We start from the raw sequence: 18343 nt of genomic DNA on the forward strand, positions 1-18343 counted from the left end.
GTAAGCTCACTATGGCTCATCCATGCTATATCATTGATTATAGAGGAAAAGAAAAGGATGGGTCAATTAATGGTCATTTAGTTTTCGAAAAGGAGTAATCAACTATGTTCAGTCAATCATACCTATTTTTGTATTTATTAATCTTTATAGCTCTTATTGCAAAGAATACTTCCCTGCTAATTGCAGTTGGAGCCTTATTACTTTTGAAGGCGATCGGGCTTGATGCCAAATCCTTTTCCTTCATCCAGTCGAAGGGTATTAATTGGGGAGTGACCATCATTACGATTGCTGTGCTTGCACCAATTGCAACAGGAGAAATCGGATTCCGGGACTTGTCAGCGGCTTTTAAATCACCGTTTGCATGGATTGCCCTATTATCTGGTATAGCAGTTGCATTGCTGGCAAAAGGCGGCGTTAATTTATTATCATCAGATCCACAAATCACCACTGCACTTGTACTAGGGACAATATTGGCAGTCTCTTTATTTAAAGGAGTTGCGGTTGGTCCTCTAATAGGTGCTGGTATTGCTTATATGGCGATGCGTGCAATGGAATGGTTTAAATAACTTCTGGGAATCAGTGCTGATTCCCTTTTTTTATTCCAAAATTCTCCTTTTTATTATTGAATTTCGTGTTCTTCTACATATTGTAAGAAAATCTTTCGTGAAAATGCTACCAATATTCATTTCGAAATTAAAATTTATATAATAATTACAATTTGAAATTATATAAAGATAATTGTTTTCAAAACGAAAAAACCGTGTCAGAAAATCTGACAGAATACATTTCCTTTTGTTTTTATCATGGTACTATTATGTCAACATTTTAGTTAAAGGAGACTTGTACATGAAAAAAACACGTCCTGCACTCACTATCTTTTTATTCTTTTTAGGCTGGGTATTTATGTATGCTGACAGGAATATTTTATCGCCTGTTATGGGAAGCATCGGGGAGGAATGGAGTTTAAATCAAACACAGCTAGGCCTAATGTCGACTGTTTTCTTTGCTGCATATGCATTCATGCAAATCCCGACAGGAATTTTAGCAGATAAATTCGGCCGTGTGAAAGTTCTTGTTATCGGCTTTATCGTTTTTGGTATCGGAACATATTTGAGCGGTGCATCTGCAACCTTCGGGATATTTTTAATGATGCGTGCACTTACTGGCTTAGGCGAAGGCACCTATTACGGGTCCCAATATGGTATTTCCTCCACGATTACACCGAAAAAGTATCGAGGACTTGTTTCTGCCATCATTAATAGCGGAATGGCGTTTGGTATTTCGCTAGGATTCATGTCATCAAGCTATTTTACTTATACATTGAATAAAGGATGGCAATTTCCCTTTTATGTATTTGCGATTCCAACTATTATTGTTGGTATCTTGATTGCTATTTTTGTCCGTGACAACTCGCATAAAGAGAAAAAACAGAATGTTCAAGCAACGGAAAAAGTGGAGTTGAAAAAAATCTTCACAAAAAATCATATATTCGTTTATATTTTGATTTTCTGCTCCTTATATGGATTTTTTGGAATGCTTACATGGCTTCCCTATTATTTGCAAACAGCTAGAGATATTGAAGCATCACAAACAGGAATTATTTCTTCTTTAGTACCATGGGCTTCTATCCCTGGAGCAATTCTTTTCGGTTTCTTATCTGATCGAATTAAAAGCAGAAAACCGCTAATTATCGGCCTTGCTTTAGCAGGTGCATTATGTCAATTTATTATCCCGTATACAGAAAATTATTCATTTTTAATTGTCGGCTTATGCTTGTACGGTTTACTTGGAAAATTGGCGTTAGATCCAGTTTTGATTTCCTATATGGCTGACATAACTCCACAGTCGATGTATTCAAGAGTGTATGGGTTCTTTAACTTCAGCGGAATGCTTTCATCCATTTTCGCACCATATATTACAGGGTATTTTGCTGACAAAACAGGAAGTCTTGAATTTGGGTTTTATTTAGCAGGAGGGCTGTTAATAATCGGTGCTGTGTTGTTTTTATTCACAACTGATAAAAATCAAGCTAGTTCCAATTCCATTCAGCCTGTCAGCTTAAAAAGGGAGGAGAAGCTAGTTTGAATAAAGTAATTGTTGGTACAAAAACAATGGTTGTAAGTCCACATTATTTAGCATCTCAGGCTGGAGAAAGAATACTGGAAAAAGGCGGAAACGCCTTTGATGCAGCTGTTGCAGTCAGCGCCTGCCTTGCTGTCGTTTATCCTCATATGACAGGGCTTGGCGGAGATTCCTTCTGGCTTGCTTATGAAGCAAAGGAAAAGAAAATCCGCTCCTATAATGGCAGCGGCAAATCCGGGGCTGCTGTGACTAGGGATAAATATAAAGGAAGGGATTCAATCCCTTTTAGAGGCATAGAAAGTGTCATAACAGTGCCGGGTATGGTGGATAGCTGGGATGCCATATTGAATGAATTTGGAAGTATGTCGCTTCAAGAAGTACTCGCGCCTGCGATTGAATATGCAAAGCACGGCTTCCCATTATCCAATGACCAATATGAAAATACAGTAAAGAATGTGGAGCTGCTTAAGAAAGATAAAGATACAGCAGCTATCTTCTTACAGGGCGGGGAAATTCCGCCTGCTTTTCAAAAGTTTGTACAAACAAATCTGGGACACACATTATCCCAGTTGGCGGAAAAGGGAAGAGATGATTTCTATAAAGGGGATCTGGCAAAAGAAATCATTACGAGTCTACAGGAAAAAGGTAGCCTTTTGACAGAAGCAGATTTTGCAAACCATCAAGGAGAGTGGGAGGACCCGCTTTCGAGCACTTATCGAGACTATTCTATATTCCAAGTACCTCCTAATTCACAAGGATTTGTTGGCTTGATGATCCTTAATATTTTGGAAAATTACGATTTATCAACAATACCTCATGGTTCTTATCAGTATTATCACTTATTGGTGGAGGCAATAAAAGTGAGCTTCCAAGACCGAAACAAGCACTTGACAGATCCGAACTGGAATAATATTCCTTTGAAAAGGCTCTTAAGCAAGGAATATGCGAGGAAGCTTGCAGCATCCATATCATATGAAGAAACAAGTCATATATCAACACAGCCTGTCGGCAGCGATACAGCACATGCTGCAGTTGTAGATAGTGAAGGCAATGCCGTTTCCTTCATTCAAAGCCTTTATTTCGAGTTTGGCTCTGGAATTGTTGCTGGAGAAACAGGGATAACTATGCAAAATAGAGGCTCCTTCTTTTCTTTAGATGAACAACATATTAATGCATTGGAACCACAAAAAAGAACTTTTCATACATTGATGCCTGCAATGGCTTTCAAAAACGATAAACCATATGTATTATATGGAACGCAAGGAGGAGAGGGACAGCCGCAAACGCAAACTGTCATGATTACGAGAATGCTTGATTATGGCATGAATCCTCAGGAGGCAATTAGTGGACCAAGGTTTGTATGGGGCAGAACATGGGGGGAAAAGACAGAGGAATTGAAAATAGAAAGTCGCATACCAACAGATGTATTAGAAAAGCTGCAAAAGGCCGGTCACCTTGTTAAAAGGGTAGAAGCATATGACGGAATTATGGGTCATGCTAATGCAATCCTCATTGATGATCAGGGATATCTTTATGGTGGAGTCGATCCAAGAAGTGATGGGGCAGCTATCGGAAAGTAATAAATAAGAAGAATTAGGCACAGCCTCATGGATGCTGTGCCCTTTTGGATGCAATATTATTGTGCCATATTCATTTTTTTATGAACAAAAGTTACTTCTGTCCATTTGTTCTGTCAGTTACTTTCATGAAAATTCAGGAATATAAGTGCTGTGAAAAGAATATATTTTACAAGCGAGATAGTAACTATGTAATATTTTTTACTATATTGATAGTTTATAGGTGTAAAATATGAGACATTTTGATAATTTTTAGGTATAATAAAAATGTAGTTACGGAAAACCCGTATTTTCGAAATGGAATCACTTATTTTTTTTGATGAAAAATGTAAGCATTTACAAATCCTTAATATGACAAAATAGCAAAGTGATTTACAATTAAAAATGGTAAAAAAAGTCCCTCAATATCTGGCCTTAAAAATCCGCACTATAATTTTTTATTGATTTTTAGGTACATAATCAGTTAATCTTACAAAATAGTGAACTTTTTTCACGGCAGTTTTTCGGCCGGCACTAAAACTTTATTAAATGGCTCCAAACAAGCTTAATTAACTTCATTCGGAATAATCGAAAAATTCAATGTAGAGGCAAGATTCATTTAAAAATTTTTAAATATATACGTAACTACATTCATGAATAATATGGGTATTTAACTTATTGCGATGTATTGGAGAGAAGTAAGGAGAAAAGGAGAGATAGTTTATGGCAGTAACAAGAGGTCTTGAAGGAATAATTGCAACAACTTCTTCTATTAGCTCTATCATTGATGATTCATTATCCTATGTTGGTTATGATATTGATGTGTTGGCAGAGAACTCCAGTTTTGAAGAAGTAGTTTTTTTGCTGTGGAACAGAAGGTTGCCGACAGAAGCGGAATTGAATGAGTTAAAGCAAGAATTAGCAGACAATGCAGAGCTGCCTGCGCCGCTGCTTGAACAGCTGAAGCTAATGCCACTTAATAACGTACATCCAATGGCTGTTCTTCGTTCAGTAGTATCCCTTCTTGGTGTGTATGACAAGGATGCTGACTTTATGGATGAAAGCACAAACTACCAAAAGGCATTGCGATTACAAGCCAAAATCCCTACTATCGTTACAGCCTTTTCTAGATTAAGAAAAGGGCTTGATCCGATTGCACCTAGAAAAGATTTAAGCTTTGCAGCTAATTTTTTATATATGCTGACAGGGGAAGAACCTGAGAGCATTGCGGTAGAGGCATTTAATAAAGCATTAGTGCTTCATGCAGACCATGAGCTGAACGCCTCCACCTTTACAGCAAGGGTATGTGTGGCAACATTGTCTGATGTTTATTCAGGCATTACATCTGCAATAGGTGCATTAAAGGGACCATTGCACGGTGGTGCTAACGAAGCTGTTATGAAAATGCTGACAGAAATCGGCGGTGTCGATAATGTTGATGCATATATTTTTGAAAAAATGGAAAAGAAAGAAAAAATCATGGGCTTTGGTCACCGTGTTTACCGTAAGGGTGACCCTCGTGCTAAGCATTTGAAGGAAATGGCAAGCAAGCTGACAGATTTGACTGGACAATCAGAGCTTTATGATATGAGCATAAGAATTGAAGAGCTGTTAAAGGAGAAGAAGAATCTTGTTCCTAATGTGGATTTCTTTTCTGCTTCTGTTTATCACAGCTTGGAGATCGATCATGATTTGTTCACACCAATCTTTGCAGTGAGCAGGGTTTCCGGCTGGCTTGCCCATATTTTGGAGCAATACGAAAACAATCGCTTAATCAGACCTAGAGCTGATTATACAGGACCTGAAAGAGCGGTTTACATTCCTGTTCATGAACGCTAAGTTTAAGCGTCTATGATATACTAAATTTAGCATAGAACAAGCAGAGTCCAACTCTCCCTTTGGAGGGTTTGGTGGGATGACCGGCATACATTGCCAAGCGCCCTTCTAAGACGAAGCCGATATGCTCGAGAACTTACTTTAGCCATTTCTGCAAAAGGAGGAACGTTCCTTTTGCAGGAAATACTTTTTTAACGGAGGGATACATATGAAAGGCGAAAAAATTTCAGTAGTTGATGGTGTATTAAATGTACCAGCTAATCCAATCGTACCATTTATCGAAGGTGACGGAATCGGTCCGGATATCTGGGCTTCAGCTTCAAGAGTGCTTGATGCTGCCGTGGAAAAAGCATATAGCGGCGAGCGTAAGATTGTGTGGAAAGAAGTGTTAGCTGGAGAAAAGGCATTCAACGAAACAGGCGAATGGCTTCCATCTGAGACATTGGAAGAAATAAGAGAATACTTGATTGCTATAAAAGGTCCATTGACAACTCCTGTCGGCGGCGGTATTCGTTCATTGAACGTTGCGCTTCGTCAAGAGCTTGATCTATATGTATGTTTACGTCCTGTCAGATGGTTTGAAGGCGTTCCTTCTCCTATTAAACGTCCACAGGATACTGACATGGTTATCTTCCGTGAAAATACAGAAGATATTTATGCAGGAATTGAGTATGAAAAAGGCTCTGAAGGCGTTGCGAAATTATTGAAATTCCTTCAAGATGAGATGGGTGTTAACAAAATCAGATTCCCTGAAACTTCTGGATTAGGAATCAAACCTGTTTCTGAAGAAGGAACAAGCCGTTTAGTGCGAGCAGCAATCAACTATGCCATTAAAGAAGGCAGAAAGTCTGTGACTCTTGTACATAAAGGCAATATCATGAAATTCACTGAAGGTGCCTTCAAAAACTGGGGCTATGAATTAGCCGAGAAGGAATTCGGGGACAAGGTGTTCACGTGGGCACAATATGACCGCATTAACGAAGAGCAAGGCTCTGATGCTGCAAATAAAGCACAGGCAGAGGCTGAAGCTGCTGGAAAAATCATTGTGAAAGATTCCATTGCTGATATCTTCCTGCAACAAATCTTAACTCGTCCAACAGAGTTCGATGTAGTTGCTACAATGAACTTGAATGGAGATTATATTTCCGATGCACTTGCTGCTCAAGTAGGCGGAATTGGGATTGCTCCAGGAGCGAATATCAACTATGAAACAGGGCACGCTATTTTCGAAGCTACACATGGTACAGCACCGAAATATGCTGGTCAGGATAAAGTGAACCCTTCTTCCGTTCTGTTGTCAGGTGTCTTATTGCTTGAGCATTTAGGCTGGAATGAAGCAGCTCAGTTAATCGTTTCTTCTGTTGAAAAGACTATCGCTTCAAAAGTGGTCACTTACGATTTCGCTCGTTTAATGGACGGAGCGACAGAAGTGAAATGCTCTGAATTCGGTGATGAATTAATTAAAAATATGGACTAAAGATTGCTTATTTGTATGAATTTGACTGGTGTTCCTAAGCAAGGAATACTTGTTGAATGTGCGGCTTAGTCTATTTGAGGGAAGAGTGTGAGGGGCCTCTTCCCTCTTTTATTGGAGTTAAGCAATGAAAAAGGAGGAATAGCAAATGAGTTTACGTAAAAAGATTTCCATTATTGGCAGTGGGTTTACTGGTGCTACGACAGCATTCCTATTAGCACAAAAGGAGCTTTGTGATATTGTGCTGGTTGATATTCCGCAGATGGAGAATCCAACAAAAGGTAAAGCACTAGACATGTTTGAGGCAAGCCCTATCCAAGGGTTTGATGCTAATATTAAAGGCACATCTGATTATAAGGATACAGAAGGATCTGATATTGTAGTTATCACTGCAGGAATTGCAAGAAAGCCAGGAATGAGTAGAGATGATTTAGTTCAAACAAATCAAAGTATCATGAAATCTGTCACAAAAGAAGTGGTCAAATACTCTCCTGATTGCATTATTATCGTTCTTTCAAACCCAGTCGATGCTATGACTTACACTGTGTTCAAGGAGTCAGGCTTTGCCAAAACAAGAGTAATTGGTCAATCAGGTGTGCTGGATACTGCTCGATTTAGAAGCTTTGTGGCAATGGAATTAAACCTGTCTGTTAAGGATATTACCGGTTTTGTTCTCGGTGGTCATGGGGATGATATGGTACCTTTAATCCGCTACTCCTATGCTGGAGGTATACCGCTTGAGACATTAATACCAAAGCATCGCTTGGAAGAAATTATTGAAAGAACAAGGAATGGCGGAGCTGAAATTGTTAATCTTCTTGGAAATGGAAGCGCTTATTATGCGCCAGCTGCTTCACTTGCCGACATGTGTGAAGCGATTATTAAAAACCAAAGAAGAGTATTGCCGACGGTTGCTTATCTTGATGGAGAATACGGCTATTCGGATATTTACCTTGGCGTTCCGACAATTCTCGGTGGTAATGGGATTGAACAAGTGATTGAGCTTGAATTGACAGAGGAAGAAAAAACTGCATTAGACAAATCGGTTTGTTCAGTGAAAAATGTACTAAAAGTTCTTACATAATGTGTTGAAACTATGACCCATCCTTATTGATGGGTCTTTTTGCGTATAAATAGCACGATGATTATTATATATGTAGAAAGTAGGATGGATAGAGAGAAGCTTAGCTTGTTGTTCATCACTTGCTGATTTATACTATAATAGACATGTATTATTTGGGGGACTTAGGGGAAACTTTTAAATTTGGAGGCACTATATGAAGAAGAAAGTTCTTGTAGTTGATGATGAGCAGTCTATCGTAACACTGCTAAAATATAACCTGCAGCAGGCGGGCTATGATGTAATTACGGCAATGGATGGAGAGGAAGGGCTAAACTTAGCCGTAACGTCGAATCCTGATGTCATCCTTCTTGATTTGATGCTTCCGAAAATGGATGGAATGGATGTGTGTAAGAATTTACGGCAGCAAAGAATATTTACGCCGATTCTTATGCTGACAGCAAAGGACGATGAGTTTGACAAGGTGCTTGGGTTAGAGCTTGGTGCCGACGATTATATGACAAAACCATTCAGCCCAAGGGAAGTCATTGCCCGTATTAAAGCTGTTTTGAGAAGATCTCAGCTACAGTCGGAATCCTCTGAGCAAGAAAAAGAAGAGAAAGACACATTGAAAATCGGGGATCTTAAAGTTATGCCTAATCACTATGAAGCATATTTTAAGGAAGAGCTACTCGAACTGACTCCAAAAGAGTTTGAACTGCTTCTTTATTTGGCTAGAAACAAAGGCCGTGTGCTTACTAGAGATCAGCTCTTAAGTGCTGTTTGGAACTACGATTTTGTTGGAGATACAAGAATAGTAGATGTTCATATAAGCCATTTACGCGAAAAGATGGAGCATAACACGAAGAAACCAATTTATATTAAAACAATCCGTGGACTAGGATATAAGCTAGAGGAACCAAAATAAATGATAACATTTAAATCCAGGCTGCTTGCCAGTTTGCTTTTGATCGTCGCCATTGTTTTTTTGGTGCTTGGTCTGTTTATTTATCAGCTTAATAAGTCTTCTTACATAAACTCATCTAACATCAGGCTGGAGAGGGAAAGCACCTTGCTTGCAGCAAAGATGGCTAACCTTGACAGCATGGATGATATAGATGCAAATGAGATTAAGGAATATAGCGAGCTGCTTGATTTACAAATCACGATAACTGATACAAAAGGAAATATTCTCATGGATGAGGGCGATAAATCACATGAAGAATTTTTGAAGAGCCTGAGTACTGTTGTCAGCAAAGTATCGAGCCAGCCACAGAACGAGTACACAGGCGGAGATACAGATTTCCATTATTACTGGAAAGAGTTGGATTTTAATGGTGAGAAGCAAGGCTATTTGTTTTTAGGTATCGATTTATCTTCACAAGAAGATGCCTATCAAAAGATGAATACATATGTTCTTGCTGCATTGCTTATCGCTTTTGTGTTGATTTTTGTAATCGGCTTGACACTAGTATTCCGTTATATGAGACCAATTGAATCAGCAGCAAAGGTGGCTGTTGATCTCGCCAAAGGAAATTATCATGCACGTACATATGAAGATAATATGGATGAAACAGGAATTCTGAGTTCCTCCTTAAATAAGCTGGCGAAAAATCTGCAGGAGATGGTCAAGGCACAAGAAATCCAACAGGACCGTCTTGGTACGCTTATCGAGAACATTGGCAGCGGATTACTGTTAATAGACAGTAGAGGCTATATCAATCTTGTAAATAGGGCTTACAAGGATTTATTTATGGTTAATTCATCTGAATATTTGTATAAGCTGTATTATCACGTTATTGAGCATAGAGAAATATCTGATTTGGTCGAGGAAATTTTCATGACAGAGCATAAGGTCGTTAAGCAATTGCAGCTTAATATCCACTTTGAGAAAAAAAGTTTTCAAGTGTATGGTGTGCCGATTATCGGTACAAATGATATGTGGATGGGAATTTTGCTTGTATTTCATGACATTACAGAGCTAAAAAAACTCGAACAAATCAGGAAGGACTTTGTTGCAAATGTGTCCCATGAATTGAAGACGCCAATTACCTCTATAAAGGGATTTTCGGAAACGCTGCTTGATGGGGCCATGGATAATAAAGAGGCGCTTGTAGAGTTTTTACAAATTATCTTAAAAGAAAGTGACAGGCTTCAGTCGCTCATCCAGGATTTGCTTGATTTGACAAAGCTGGAGCAGCACAATTTTTCCTTGGTGAAGGAGCCTATTAATATTGTGGATATTTTAGAAGAGGTCCGCAAACTCCTTTCGAACAAAGCAGAGGCTAAAGGAATAAAGCTTGAATTTGAACGGCTTGGTAATGAGGTTTGGATGGAAGGGGACAGAGCCCGACTTATTCAGGTGTTCATGAATTTAATATCAAACGCCATTTCTTACACAGCAAACGGAGGAACAGTTACGGTTTCTGTTGAAGAAAAGGAGAAAAATGTTTCCGTTTCAGTAGCAGATACTGGTATAGGGATTGAAACAGGAGAAATTCCGAGGATTTTTGAACGTTTTTACAGGGTGGATAAAGCGCGAAGCAGGAATTCTGGTGGAACTGGACTTGGACTCGCTATCGTGAAGCATCTTGTGGAACTCCATAAAGGAGTTATAAAGGTAGACAGCGAGGTAGGTAAAGGAACTATTTTTACTGTATTATTGCATAAAAGATTCCCGTATTAATTGTACAAGTTTACATTACTTTTACATAGGGTTTGCAAAGCGTTTACAAGGGTTTGCTACAATACTAGAGAAGACCCCCCTTATCCATTAGGTTAAGAGTGAAGCCGAAAGCCACCCCGCTTTCGGCTTCTTACATTTATGTGAACTAAAAATAGAGATTATTGTTGAGATTATCCTGATTTATATAAATAGTAAGAAAAAATGGCTGTCTGGCTTTAATATTAGTCCATTTCATTGCGCGCTCGTCCTCTAACCCTTAGTAGTCGAGTGGCCTCCGCTCCATTCCACTAAGACTTTTTATTATTGTTTTTAAACAGAAAACACCACAAAAAGAAAAAACGAACTATATAAATTCTTCTTCAGGGATGGTAAATGATGTTTTGTCTCAGCCATCTTTTGTTTTTTTGGTGTCACAAATCCATTTTCTTACGACTCTTAAACAAGGGCAATTTCTTACATTCTATAATTACTCATGGTAAAATATAAAGGATTAGACCATAATAGTACTACTTATTTTGCTGTTAAAGCCACAAGGCTGATATAGAGGGAAATTATGAATGGAGGAAACAAAATTTGAAGAAAAAACTGATCCTAATTGATGGGAACAGCATCGCATACAGGGCATTTTTTGCCTTGCCGCTGCTGAACAATGACAAAGGTGTACATACAAATGCTGTTTACGGATTTACAATGATGCTTATGAAAATATTAGAAGATGAAAAGCCGACACATTTGCTCGTTGCTTTTGATGCTGGCAAAACAACGTTCCGCCATAAAACATTCAGTGAGTATAAGGGAGGCCGTCAAAAGACACCGCCTGAACTATCAGAACAATTTCCATATATAAGAGAACTCTTGCAGTCATATGGAATTAAACATTATGAGCTTGAAAACTATGAAGCGGATGATATTATCGGCACACTTTCTCTGCAAGGAGAAAAAGACGGGTATGAGGTTGTTGTCATTTCAGGAGACAAGGACTTGACACAGCTAAGCTCGGATAAAACGACTGTTTACATTACAAGAAAAGGTATTACAGATATCGAATCATATACACCGGAGCATATCCAAGAGAAATACGGCTTGACTCCGGATCGAATCATCGACATGAAAGGACTGATGGGAGATTCATCTGATAATATTCCAGGAGTTCCGGGAGTCGGAGAAAAAACGGCCATTAAGCTTTTAAAGGAATTTGAAACACTTGAAAACCTGTTGGTATCCATCGACAAGGTAAGCGGGAAAAAACTAAAAGAAAAGCTTGAAGAATTTAAGGACCAAGCGTTAATGAGCAAGGAGCTTGCCACCATCACAAGAGAGGCACCGCTAACTGTTGGCTTGGGTGAACTCGAATTTCCAGGTATGAACGAAGAAAAGCTGCGCCCGTTTTTCAAAGAGCTTGGCTTTAATTCTCTTTTGGACAAGCTGGGAGAGGCACCTGTGGAAGAAGAGGAAGAGCTTGAAGCAATTGAATACGAGCCAGTGAAGGAAATTACGAAGGAGATTTTTGCAGACGAAAATACCCTTTATGTTGAAGTGCTGGAGGACAATTACCATTATGCTCCTATAATCGGGATTTCGTTAGTTAATGAAAAAGGCGCATTTTATATGCCGATTGAAGCAGCACTTGAATCAGCAGCATTTAAGGAATGGGCAGAGGATGAAACAAAGCAGAAGACTGTATATGATGCAAAAAGGTCAGAGGTTGCCCTCCGTCATAAAGGAATCCATTTGAAGGGAATCACATTCGATTGTTTGATTGCCGCATATCTTGCAGATCCATCTGCATCGATTGACGACGTAGCATCTGTTGCAAAAAAATACGGCTTTACGAACATTCAGTCAGATGAAGTGTTTTATGGAAAAGGAGCAAAACGCAAGGTGCCAGCAGAGGAAATGCTAGCAGATCATCTTGTTCGCAAAACGTTTGCACTTGCCGCTATTCAGGAAAAAATGGAAGAAGAGCTTAAAGCAAATGGACAAGAGAAGCTGTTCCATCAGCTTGAAATGCCACTAAGTCTTGTGCTTGCAGATATGGAATCAACAGGAGTTCAGGTTGATGTAGAACGACTTCAAAAAATGGGTGCAGAAATCAATGACAGGCTGAAAAGTATTGAAAGTCGCATTTACGATTTGGCTGGTGAAACATTTAACATTAATTCACCTAAGCAACTAGGCGTTATTTTGTTTGAGAAGCTTGGACTGCCTGTAGTCAAAAAGACGAAGACTGGTTATTCCACTTCTGCCGATGTATTAGAAACGCTGGCAAGCTCCCATGATGTTATTAAGGAGATTCTTGAGTTCAGACAGCTTGGCAAGCTTCAATCTACTTATATTGAAGGGCTTCAAAAAGTTGTTCACAATGGCAAGATTCATACACGCTTTAATCAGGTGCTGACACAAACAGGACGTTTGAGCTCCATTGATCCTAACCTGCAAAACATTCCAATCAGATTAGAGGAAGGCAGGAAAATTAGACAAGCCTTTGTTCCTTCTGAAAAGGATTGGATTATATTTGCGGCAGACTACAGTCAAATTGAGCTTCGTGTGCTTGCACATATTGCAAAGGATGAAAAGTTGATTGAAGCATTCAGAGAAGATCATGATATTCATACGGAAACGGCTATGTCTGTTTTCCATGTCGAAGCAGATGAAGTTACATCCAATATGAGAAGACATGCTAAAGCAGTTAATTTTGGGATTGTTTACGGTATAAGCGATTACGGCTTATCCCAAAGCTTGAATATAACGAGGAAGGAAGCTGGGAAATTTATTGAAAGATATTTGGAAAGCTATCCTGGCGTTAAGACATATATGGAAGAAATTGTGGCAGATGCTAAGCAGCAAGGCTATGTATCCACATTGCTTCATAGAAGAAGATATTTGCCTGATATAACAAGCAGAAACTTTAACTTGCGCAGCTTCGCTGAACGGACAGCAATGAACACACCGATACAAGGAAGTGCAGCAGACATCATTAAAAAAGCAATGATTGAAATGGCAAACCGTCTTGAAGCGGAAGGCTTAAAAGCGAAGCTTCTTCTGCAAGTGCATGATGAATTAATTTTTGAAGCTCCAAAAGATGAAATTGAAAAGCTGAAGGAAATTGTGCCTGATGTTATGGAAAACGCCGTAGAACTAAGTGTACCGCTGAAGGTAGATTATTCGTATGGTGATACATGGTTTGATGCTAAGTAATAGAAAAGAGGAAATAAAGTGCCTGAATTACCAGAAGTAGAAACGGTCAGACGTACTCTTAAAGAGCTCACACATAAAAAGGTCATTAAAGAAGTAGTTGTTTCGTGGGCGAAAATGATAAAAAGACCTGAAAATGTTGAAGAATTTTCCGATGCTCTTGTTGGTCAAAGAATAGAAGATATTAAGCGGAGAGGTAAGTTTCTTCTTATTGAAACGACCGATTTTACAATCGTTTCCCATTTACGAATGGAAGGAAGATATGGCTTATTTTCAAAGGATGATCCTGTCGATAAACATACACATGTGATTTTTTATTTTGAAGACGGCTCAGAGCTGCGCTATAAGGATGTCCGGAAATTTGGAACGATGCATCTGTTCAAAAAAGGGGAGGAGCATCAAACACTGCCCCTTTCCCAGCTTGGGCCAGAGCCTTTTGATTCGTCCTTTACAATTGGAAACTTTAAGGAAGGACTGTCGAAAACGACAAGAAGTATTAAAACCGCTTTGCTTGATCAAAAGATTGTCGTTGGATTAGGAAATATTTATGTAGACGAAGCATTGTTTCGCAGCGGTATTCATCCAGAAAGAATCGCCAATACGATTAATGACAGTGAAGCTGACACACTATATAGAGAAATTATTGCGACACTTTCAGAGGCTGTTGAAAAAGGTGGAAGCACTATACGCTCTTATGTTAATACACAAGGGCAAATCGGAATGTTCCAGCTTGAATTATTCGTGTATGGACGAAAAGGCGAAGCGTGTAAAAACTGCGGCACCGAATTAGAAAGGATTATTGTTGGAGGCAGAGGGACTGTATTTTGTCCACGCTGTCAGAAATAAGCTTTATATATTGCATTAACATTGGATGGGCTCCTTCCATATAGTATATTACTATCCGTTAGGAAGGAGCTTTTTTACGATGTCACAAATACTTTCTCTTTTCCTCTTAGCCTTGGCTGTCAGCATTGATAATTTTAGTGTCGGATTCACATATGGCTTGCGAAAGATGAAGATACCATTTAAATCGATTTTCATCATCGCCTGCTGCTCAGGTTTGACACTTTTAGTTTCCATGCTGGTGGGGCATCTGATTGCACAAGTATTCTCTTCTGAATTTGCCGAAAGTATTGGCGGCGGTATTCTCATTATTTTAGGATTATGGATATTGTATCAATTTTTTCAGCCGGATAAAGAAAGAGAGATTATCACAAAAGAAAAAAATTTGGTGAACTTTGAAATAAAATCGCTAGGAATTGTTATTAATATCTTAAAGAAACCAATGTCAGCGGATTTTGACAATTCTGGAACGATTACAGGAGTGGAAGCAATCGTCCTTGGATTTGCCCTTTCATTAGATGCGTTTGGGGCAGGAATTGGGGCTTCCATGCTTGGGTACTCCCCGCTCTTTCTGACGATTGCAGTTATTATTATGAGCACGTCCTTTGTATCGTTAGGTATGGTTGGAGGCGCGCTCCTTTCTAAAAAAAGCTATATGGAGAAATTTTCGTTTATTCCAGGAATCATCTTAATTATCATAGGCATATTTAAGCTGTAAACATTGCTCTAAAGAAACCATTGAACAAAGGCAGGAAAAAGCAAATGACTTTAATTATAGGCTTAACAGGCGGCATTGCAAGCGGGAAAAGCACCATTTCTAATTATTTGAGATCTCTCAGCTTACCGATTATAGATGCAGACGTGGAAGCACGTTTGGCTGTTGAAAAAGGGGAGCCTGGCTACAGCAAAATCGTGGAGCATTTTGGCACTGAGATTTTGCTAGAGGATGGAAGCCTGAATCGCGCTAAGCTTGGCGAAATAGTGTTTCGTGATGAAAAGCAAAGAGCTGTGCTGAATGGCATTGTTCATCCAGAGGTGAGAAACAGGATGAACCAAAAGCAAAATGAAGCCATTGCAGAAGGGCATATGGCAGTCATTTTGGATATTCCATTACTATTTGAAAACAAGCTGGACAGCACTGTCGACAAGACTATCCTTGTCTATGTTGATACAGAGACTCAAATAAGCCGTCTGATGGATAGGAACAAATTGTCTCTTGAGCAAGCGAAATTAAGAATTGAAGCACAAATGCCTTTGCAGGAGAAAAAAGCGCTGGCAGACAAGATAATCGACAATAATGGAACTGTCGAAAATTCTCAAGACCAGGCGCTTAAGATTCTTCAAGACTGGAAGGTACTTTAAAACGTGCTGTCTCATCGATTCGATGGGGCAGTTTTTTAAGAGGAATTTTTACGTTTTTCATTTTTTTCATCAAGAAATGGATATAATAAGACATACATAAGTGAATTAATTCATTCTATCACTTGTACAAACTAGCACTTTTCTATAAGATATTATTAATGGGAATCAATACATTGCGAACAATGAATTCGGAGCTGATATAGATGAGATGTCCTTCATGTCAACATAATAATAACCGTGTTCTTGATTCACGACCTGTTGATGACAGCCGCTCAATTCGCAGGAGAAGAGAATGCGAGGAGTGCGGTTACCGCTTTACTACTTTCGAAAAAGTAGAAGAAATACCGTTGATCGTTGTGAAAAAGGAAGGTACCCGTGAAGAATTCAGTCGTGATAAAATCCTGCGCGGCCTCATAAGGGCTTGTGAAAAAAGACCAGTTGCCTTAAAGCAACTTGAGGAAATAACGGCAGAAATCGAAAAGGAGCTTAGAAGCAACGCCGTTTCGGAGATTAATAGTGAAGATATCGGTGAAATGGTCATGGATCGATTGGCAAAAGTAGACGAGGTTGCGTATGTTCGCTTTGCGTCTGTTTATCGTCAATTTAAAGATATAAATGTTTTTATAGAAGAACTGAAAGAGCTGATTAAAAAAGGGTAAGACAGCGGTGTTTTTGCGCTGTTATTAGTGAATGCACATGCATTCCACACATGATAAAAGGAGCTGAAGGATTCTTTGGCTCTTTTTTGACTTGTATATTCGCTGAAAAATCATGCATTACAGCTAAGGCTAAGTCGAGCAATAATAGCAAAGGAGTGACTTAGTTTATGTCACAGCATTGGCAGGACTTGCTTCCAATAGATAGATATCAAGTATCGACAAACGGACTGATAAGTGAGTATGATCGCAAGGTAATTACCTTTTTGTATCAGCCCCTTATCGGATCCGCCTGTCTTGGATTATATATGACGTTATGGGGTGAGGTGGAGGAAAACAGACTTTGGTCTGCTGACCATTCACATCACAGCCTGATGAATTTTATGGATTGCGGCTTAAAAGAAATTTATCATGCACGGTGTAAACTTGAGGGAATCGGGCTGCTTAAAACGTTTATGAAAAAAGAAGGGGAAAACCGCTCATTTATCTATGAATTACAGCCGCCATTGACACCAGAGCAATTTTTTCTTGATGGCATACTAAATGTTTACCTTTACCGTAAAATAGGAAAAGCACAATATAATAGGCTGAAAAAATTCTTTGCAGAAGAGCGTAAAGCAGATGAGAAAGAGTTTAGGCAAGTTACGAAGGCGTTTCAGGATGTGTTTATGTCTGATCATTCTAGTGTTGTCCGCTCCACCTATGAGTTGGAAGGCGGAGAAGCACTTGAACAGGATGCTGTGCTGATTGGGAAAAAAGAACAGACGAATATGAAAATTGAAAATGCTAATTTTGATTTTGATCTGCTTCTTGCTGGGCTGAACGAATCGTTTCTGTCTAAAAAGGCGTTGACAACCAAAGTGAAAGAAGCAATTCAGACATTATCCTTCTTGTATGGAATCAATCCGATTGAAATGAAAAATATTGTGATGAGTGCGATAAATCCTAACGATGAAATTGATTTGGAGGAGCTGCGAATAGCGGCAAGAGATTGGTATCAATTCCAAAATGCCGGCAAGCTGCCGTTACTAGTGGACAGGACACAGCCGCTACAGCTTCAGTCCCAAATTGAGGCACCGAAAACAAAGGAAGAGGAGCTTCTTAATTATTTAGACACTACTTCGCCTAGGCAGCTTTTAAGGGATATAGGTGGAGGAGCAGAACCGTCAAAGGCTGACCTCCAAATAATAGAAGAAGTCATGTTTGCACAGAAACTGCCTTCTGGTGTTATTAATGTATTAATTCAATATGTTATGCTTAAGACAGATATGAAGCTGACAAAGGGCTATGTTGAGAAAATAGCAGGACAATGGGTAAGAAAAAGGATTCAAACAGTCAAGGACGCTATGGATTTAGCTAAAAAGGAACATCAGCAGTATCTTGATTGGGCAAATGGCAAAAATACGACCAGCTCTAATAAAGGTTCGAAAAAAGTCATCCGTAAGGAAAAGATCCCAGAGTGGTTTGGACAGGACAAGCCATCCAATACAGATGAAAATAACATAGACAAGGCAAATGCCGACGATGTGAATAACGACTTCCTTAAAGAATTAGAAGAGGAAATAAAAAACTTAAGAAAATAGGTGGTGAGTA

At 39.1% G+C, this 18343-nt stretch carries 14 protein-coding genes; all 14 read left to right on the forward strand.

What is annotated here, in order from left to right:
• The first annotated feature begins 104 nt into the window (after positions 1–104).
• The 14 genes from NQZ71_RS07005 (at position 105) to NQZ71_RS07070 (ending at position 18333) form a co-directional block, all read left to right on the forward strand.
• Positions 105–566 (forward strand): DUF441 domain-containing protein, encoded by a 462-nt coding sequence (locus tag NQZ71_RS07005; RefSeq protein WP_144456569.1) that lies wholly within the window; start codon positions 105–107, stop codon positions 564–566.
• A gap of 280 nt (positions 567–846) precedes the next feature.
• On the forward strand, positions 847–2085 hold the full coding sequence (locus tag NQZ71_RS07010; RefSeq protein ID WP_317011566.1) for an MFS transporter: 1239 nt from the start codon (positions 847–849) through the stop codon (positions 2083–2085).
• Complete coding sequence (gene ggt, locus NQZ71_RS07015) at positions 2082–3662, forward strand: gamma-glutamyltransferase (RefSeq protein ID WP_317011567.1); 1581 nt, start codon at positions 2082–2084, stop codon at positions 3660–3662. The genes NQZ71_RS07010 and ggt overlap by 4 nt, the downstream gene beginning before the upstream one ends.
• A 699-nt stretch (positions 3663–4361) precedes the next feature.
• Complete coding sequence (citZ, locus tag NQZ71_RS07020) at positions 4362–5477, forward strand: citrate synthase (protein WP_144456565.1); 1116 nt, start codon at positions 4362–4364, stop codon at positions 5475–5477.
• A 205-nt stretch (positions 5478–5682) separates the two neighbouring features.
• A complete protein-coding gene (gene icd / locus NQZ71_RS07025; RefSeq protein WP_144456563.1) occupies positions 5683–6951 on the forward strand; it encodes an NADP-dependent isocitrate dehydrogenase in 1269 nt (422 codons plus the stop codon).
• Between the two features lie 145 nt (positions 6952–7096).
• On the forward strand, positions 7097–8032 hold the full coding sequence (gene mdh, locus NQZ71_RS07030) for a malate dehydrogenase (RefSeq protein ID WP_317011568.1): 936 nt from the start codon (positions 7097–7099) through the stop codon (positions 8030–8032).
• 193 nt (positions 8033–8225) lie between these two features.
• Complete coding sequence (locus NQZ71_RS07035; RefSeq protein WP_127737065.1) at positions 8226–8936, forward strand: response regulator transcription factor; 711 nt, start codon at positions 8226–8228, stop codon at positions 8934–8936.
• Positions 8937–10694 carry a two-component system histidine kinase PnpS gene (pnpS, locus tag NQZ71_RS07040; protein WP_260053722.1) on the forward strand — a complete coding sequence of 586 codons (1758 nt, stop codon included), beginning with the start codon at positions 8937–8939 and terminating at the stop codon, positions 10692–10694. It abuts the gene before it with no gap.
• 573 nt (positions 10695–11267) lie between these two features.
• Entirely contained in the window at positions 11268–13892 is a 2625-nt protein-coding gene (polA, locus tag NQZ71_RS07045) for a DNA polymerase I (RefSeq protein ID WP_317011569.1), read from the forward strand.
• 18 nt (positions 13893–13910) lie between these two features.
• Positions 13911–14735, forward strand: coding sequence for a DNA-formamidopyrimidine glycosylase (gene mutM, locus NQZ71_RS07050; protein ID WP_317011571.1), 825 nt, complete (start codon positions 13911–13913; stop codon positions 14733–14735).
• 79 nt (positions 14736–14814) lie between these two features.
• The gene (ytaF, locus tag NQZ71_RS07055; protein WP_317011572.1) at positions 14815–15450 is read left to right on the forward strand and encodes a sporulation membrane protein YtaF; all 636 of its coding nucleotides are present in this window, start codon (positions 14815–14817) and stop codon (positions 15448–15450) included.
• A 44-nt stretch (positions 15451–15494) separates the two neighbouring features.
• Positions 15495–16094, forward strand: coding sequence for a dephospho-CoA kinase (gene coaE, locus NQZ71_RS07060; RefSeq protein ID WP_260053724.1), 600 nt, complete (start codon positions 15495–15497; stop codon positions 16092–16094).
• Positions 16095–16297: 203 nt separating this feature from the next.
• On the forward strand, positions 16298–16753 hold the full coding sequence (gene nrdR / locus NQZ71_RS07065; protein ID WP_127737077.1) for a transcriptional regulator NrdR: 456 nt from the start codon (positions 16298–16300) through the stop codon (positions 16751–16753).
• Between the two features lie 167 nt (positions 16754–16920).
• Positions 16921–18333: a replication initiation and membrane attachment family protein gene (locus tag NQZ71_RS07070; RefSeq protein WP_144456551.1), complete on the forward strand. Its 1413-nt coding sequence runs from the start codon at positions 16921–16923 to the stop codon at positions 18331–18333.
• Positions 18334–18343 lie beyond the last annotated feature (10 nt).

It is taken from the genome of Niallia taxi, from assembly GCF_032818155.1.
In the GTDB taxonomy this organism is placed as follows: Bacteria; Bacillota; Bacilli; order Bacillales; family Cytobacillaceae; genus Niallia; species Niallia taxi_A.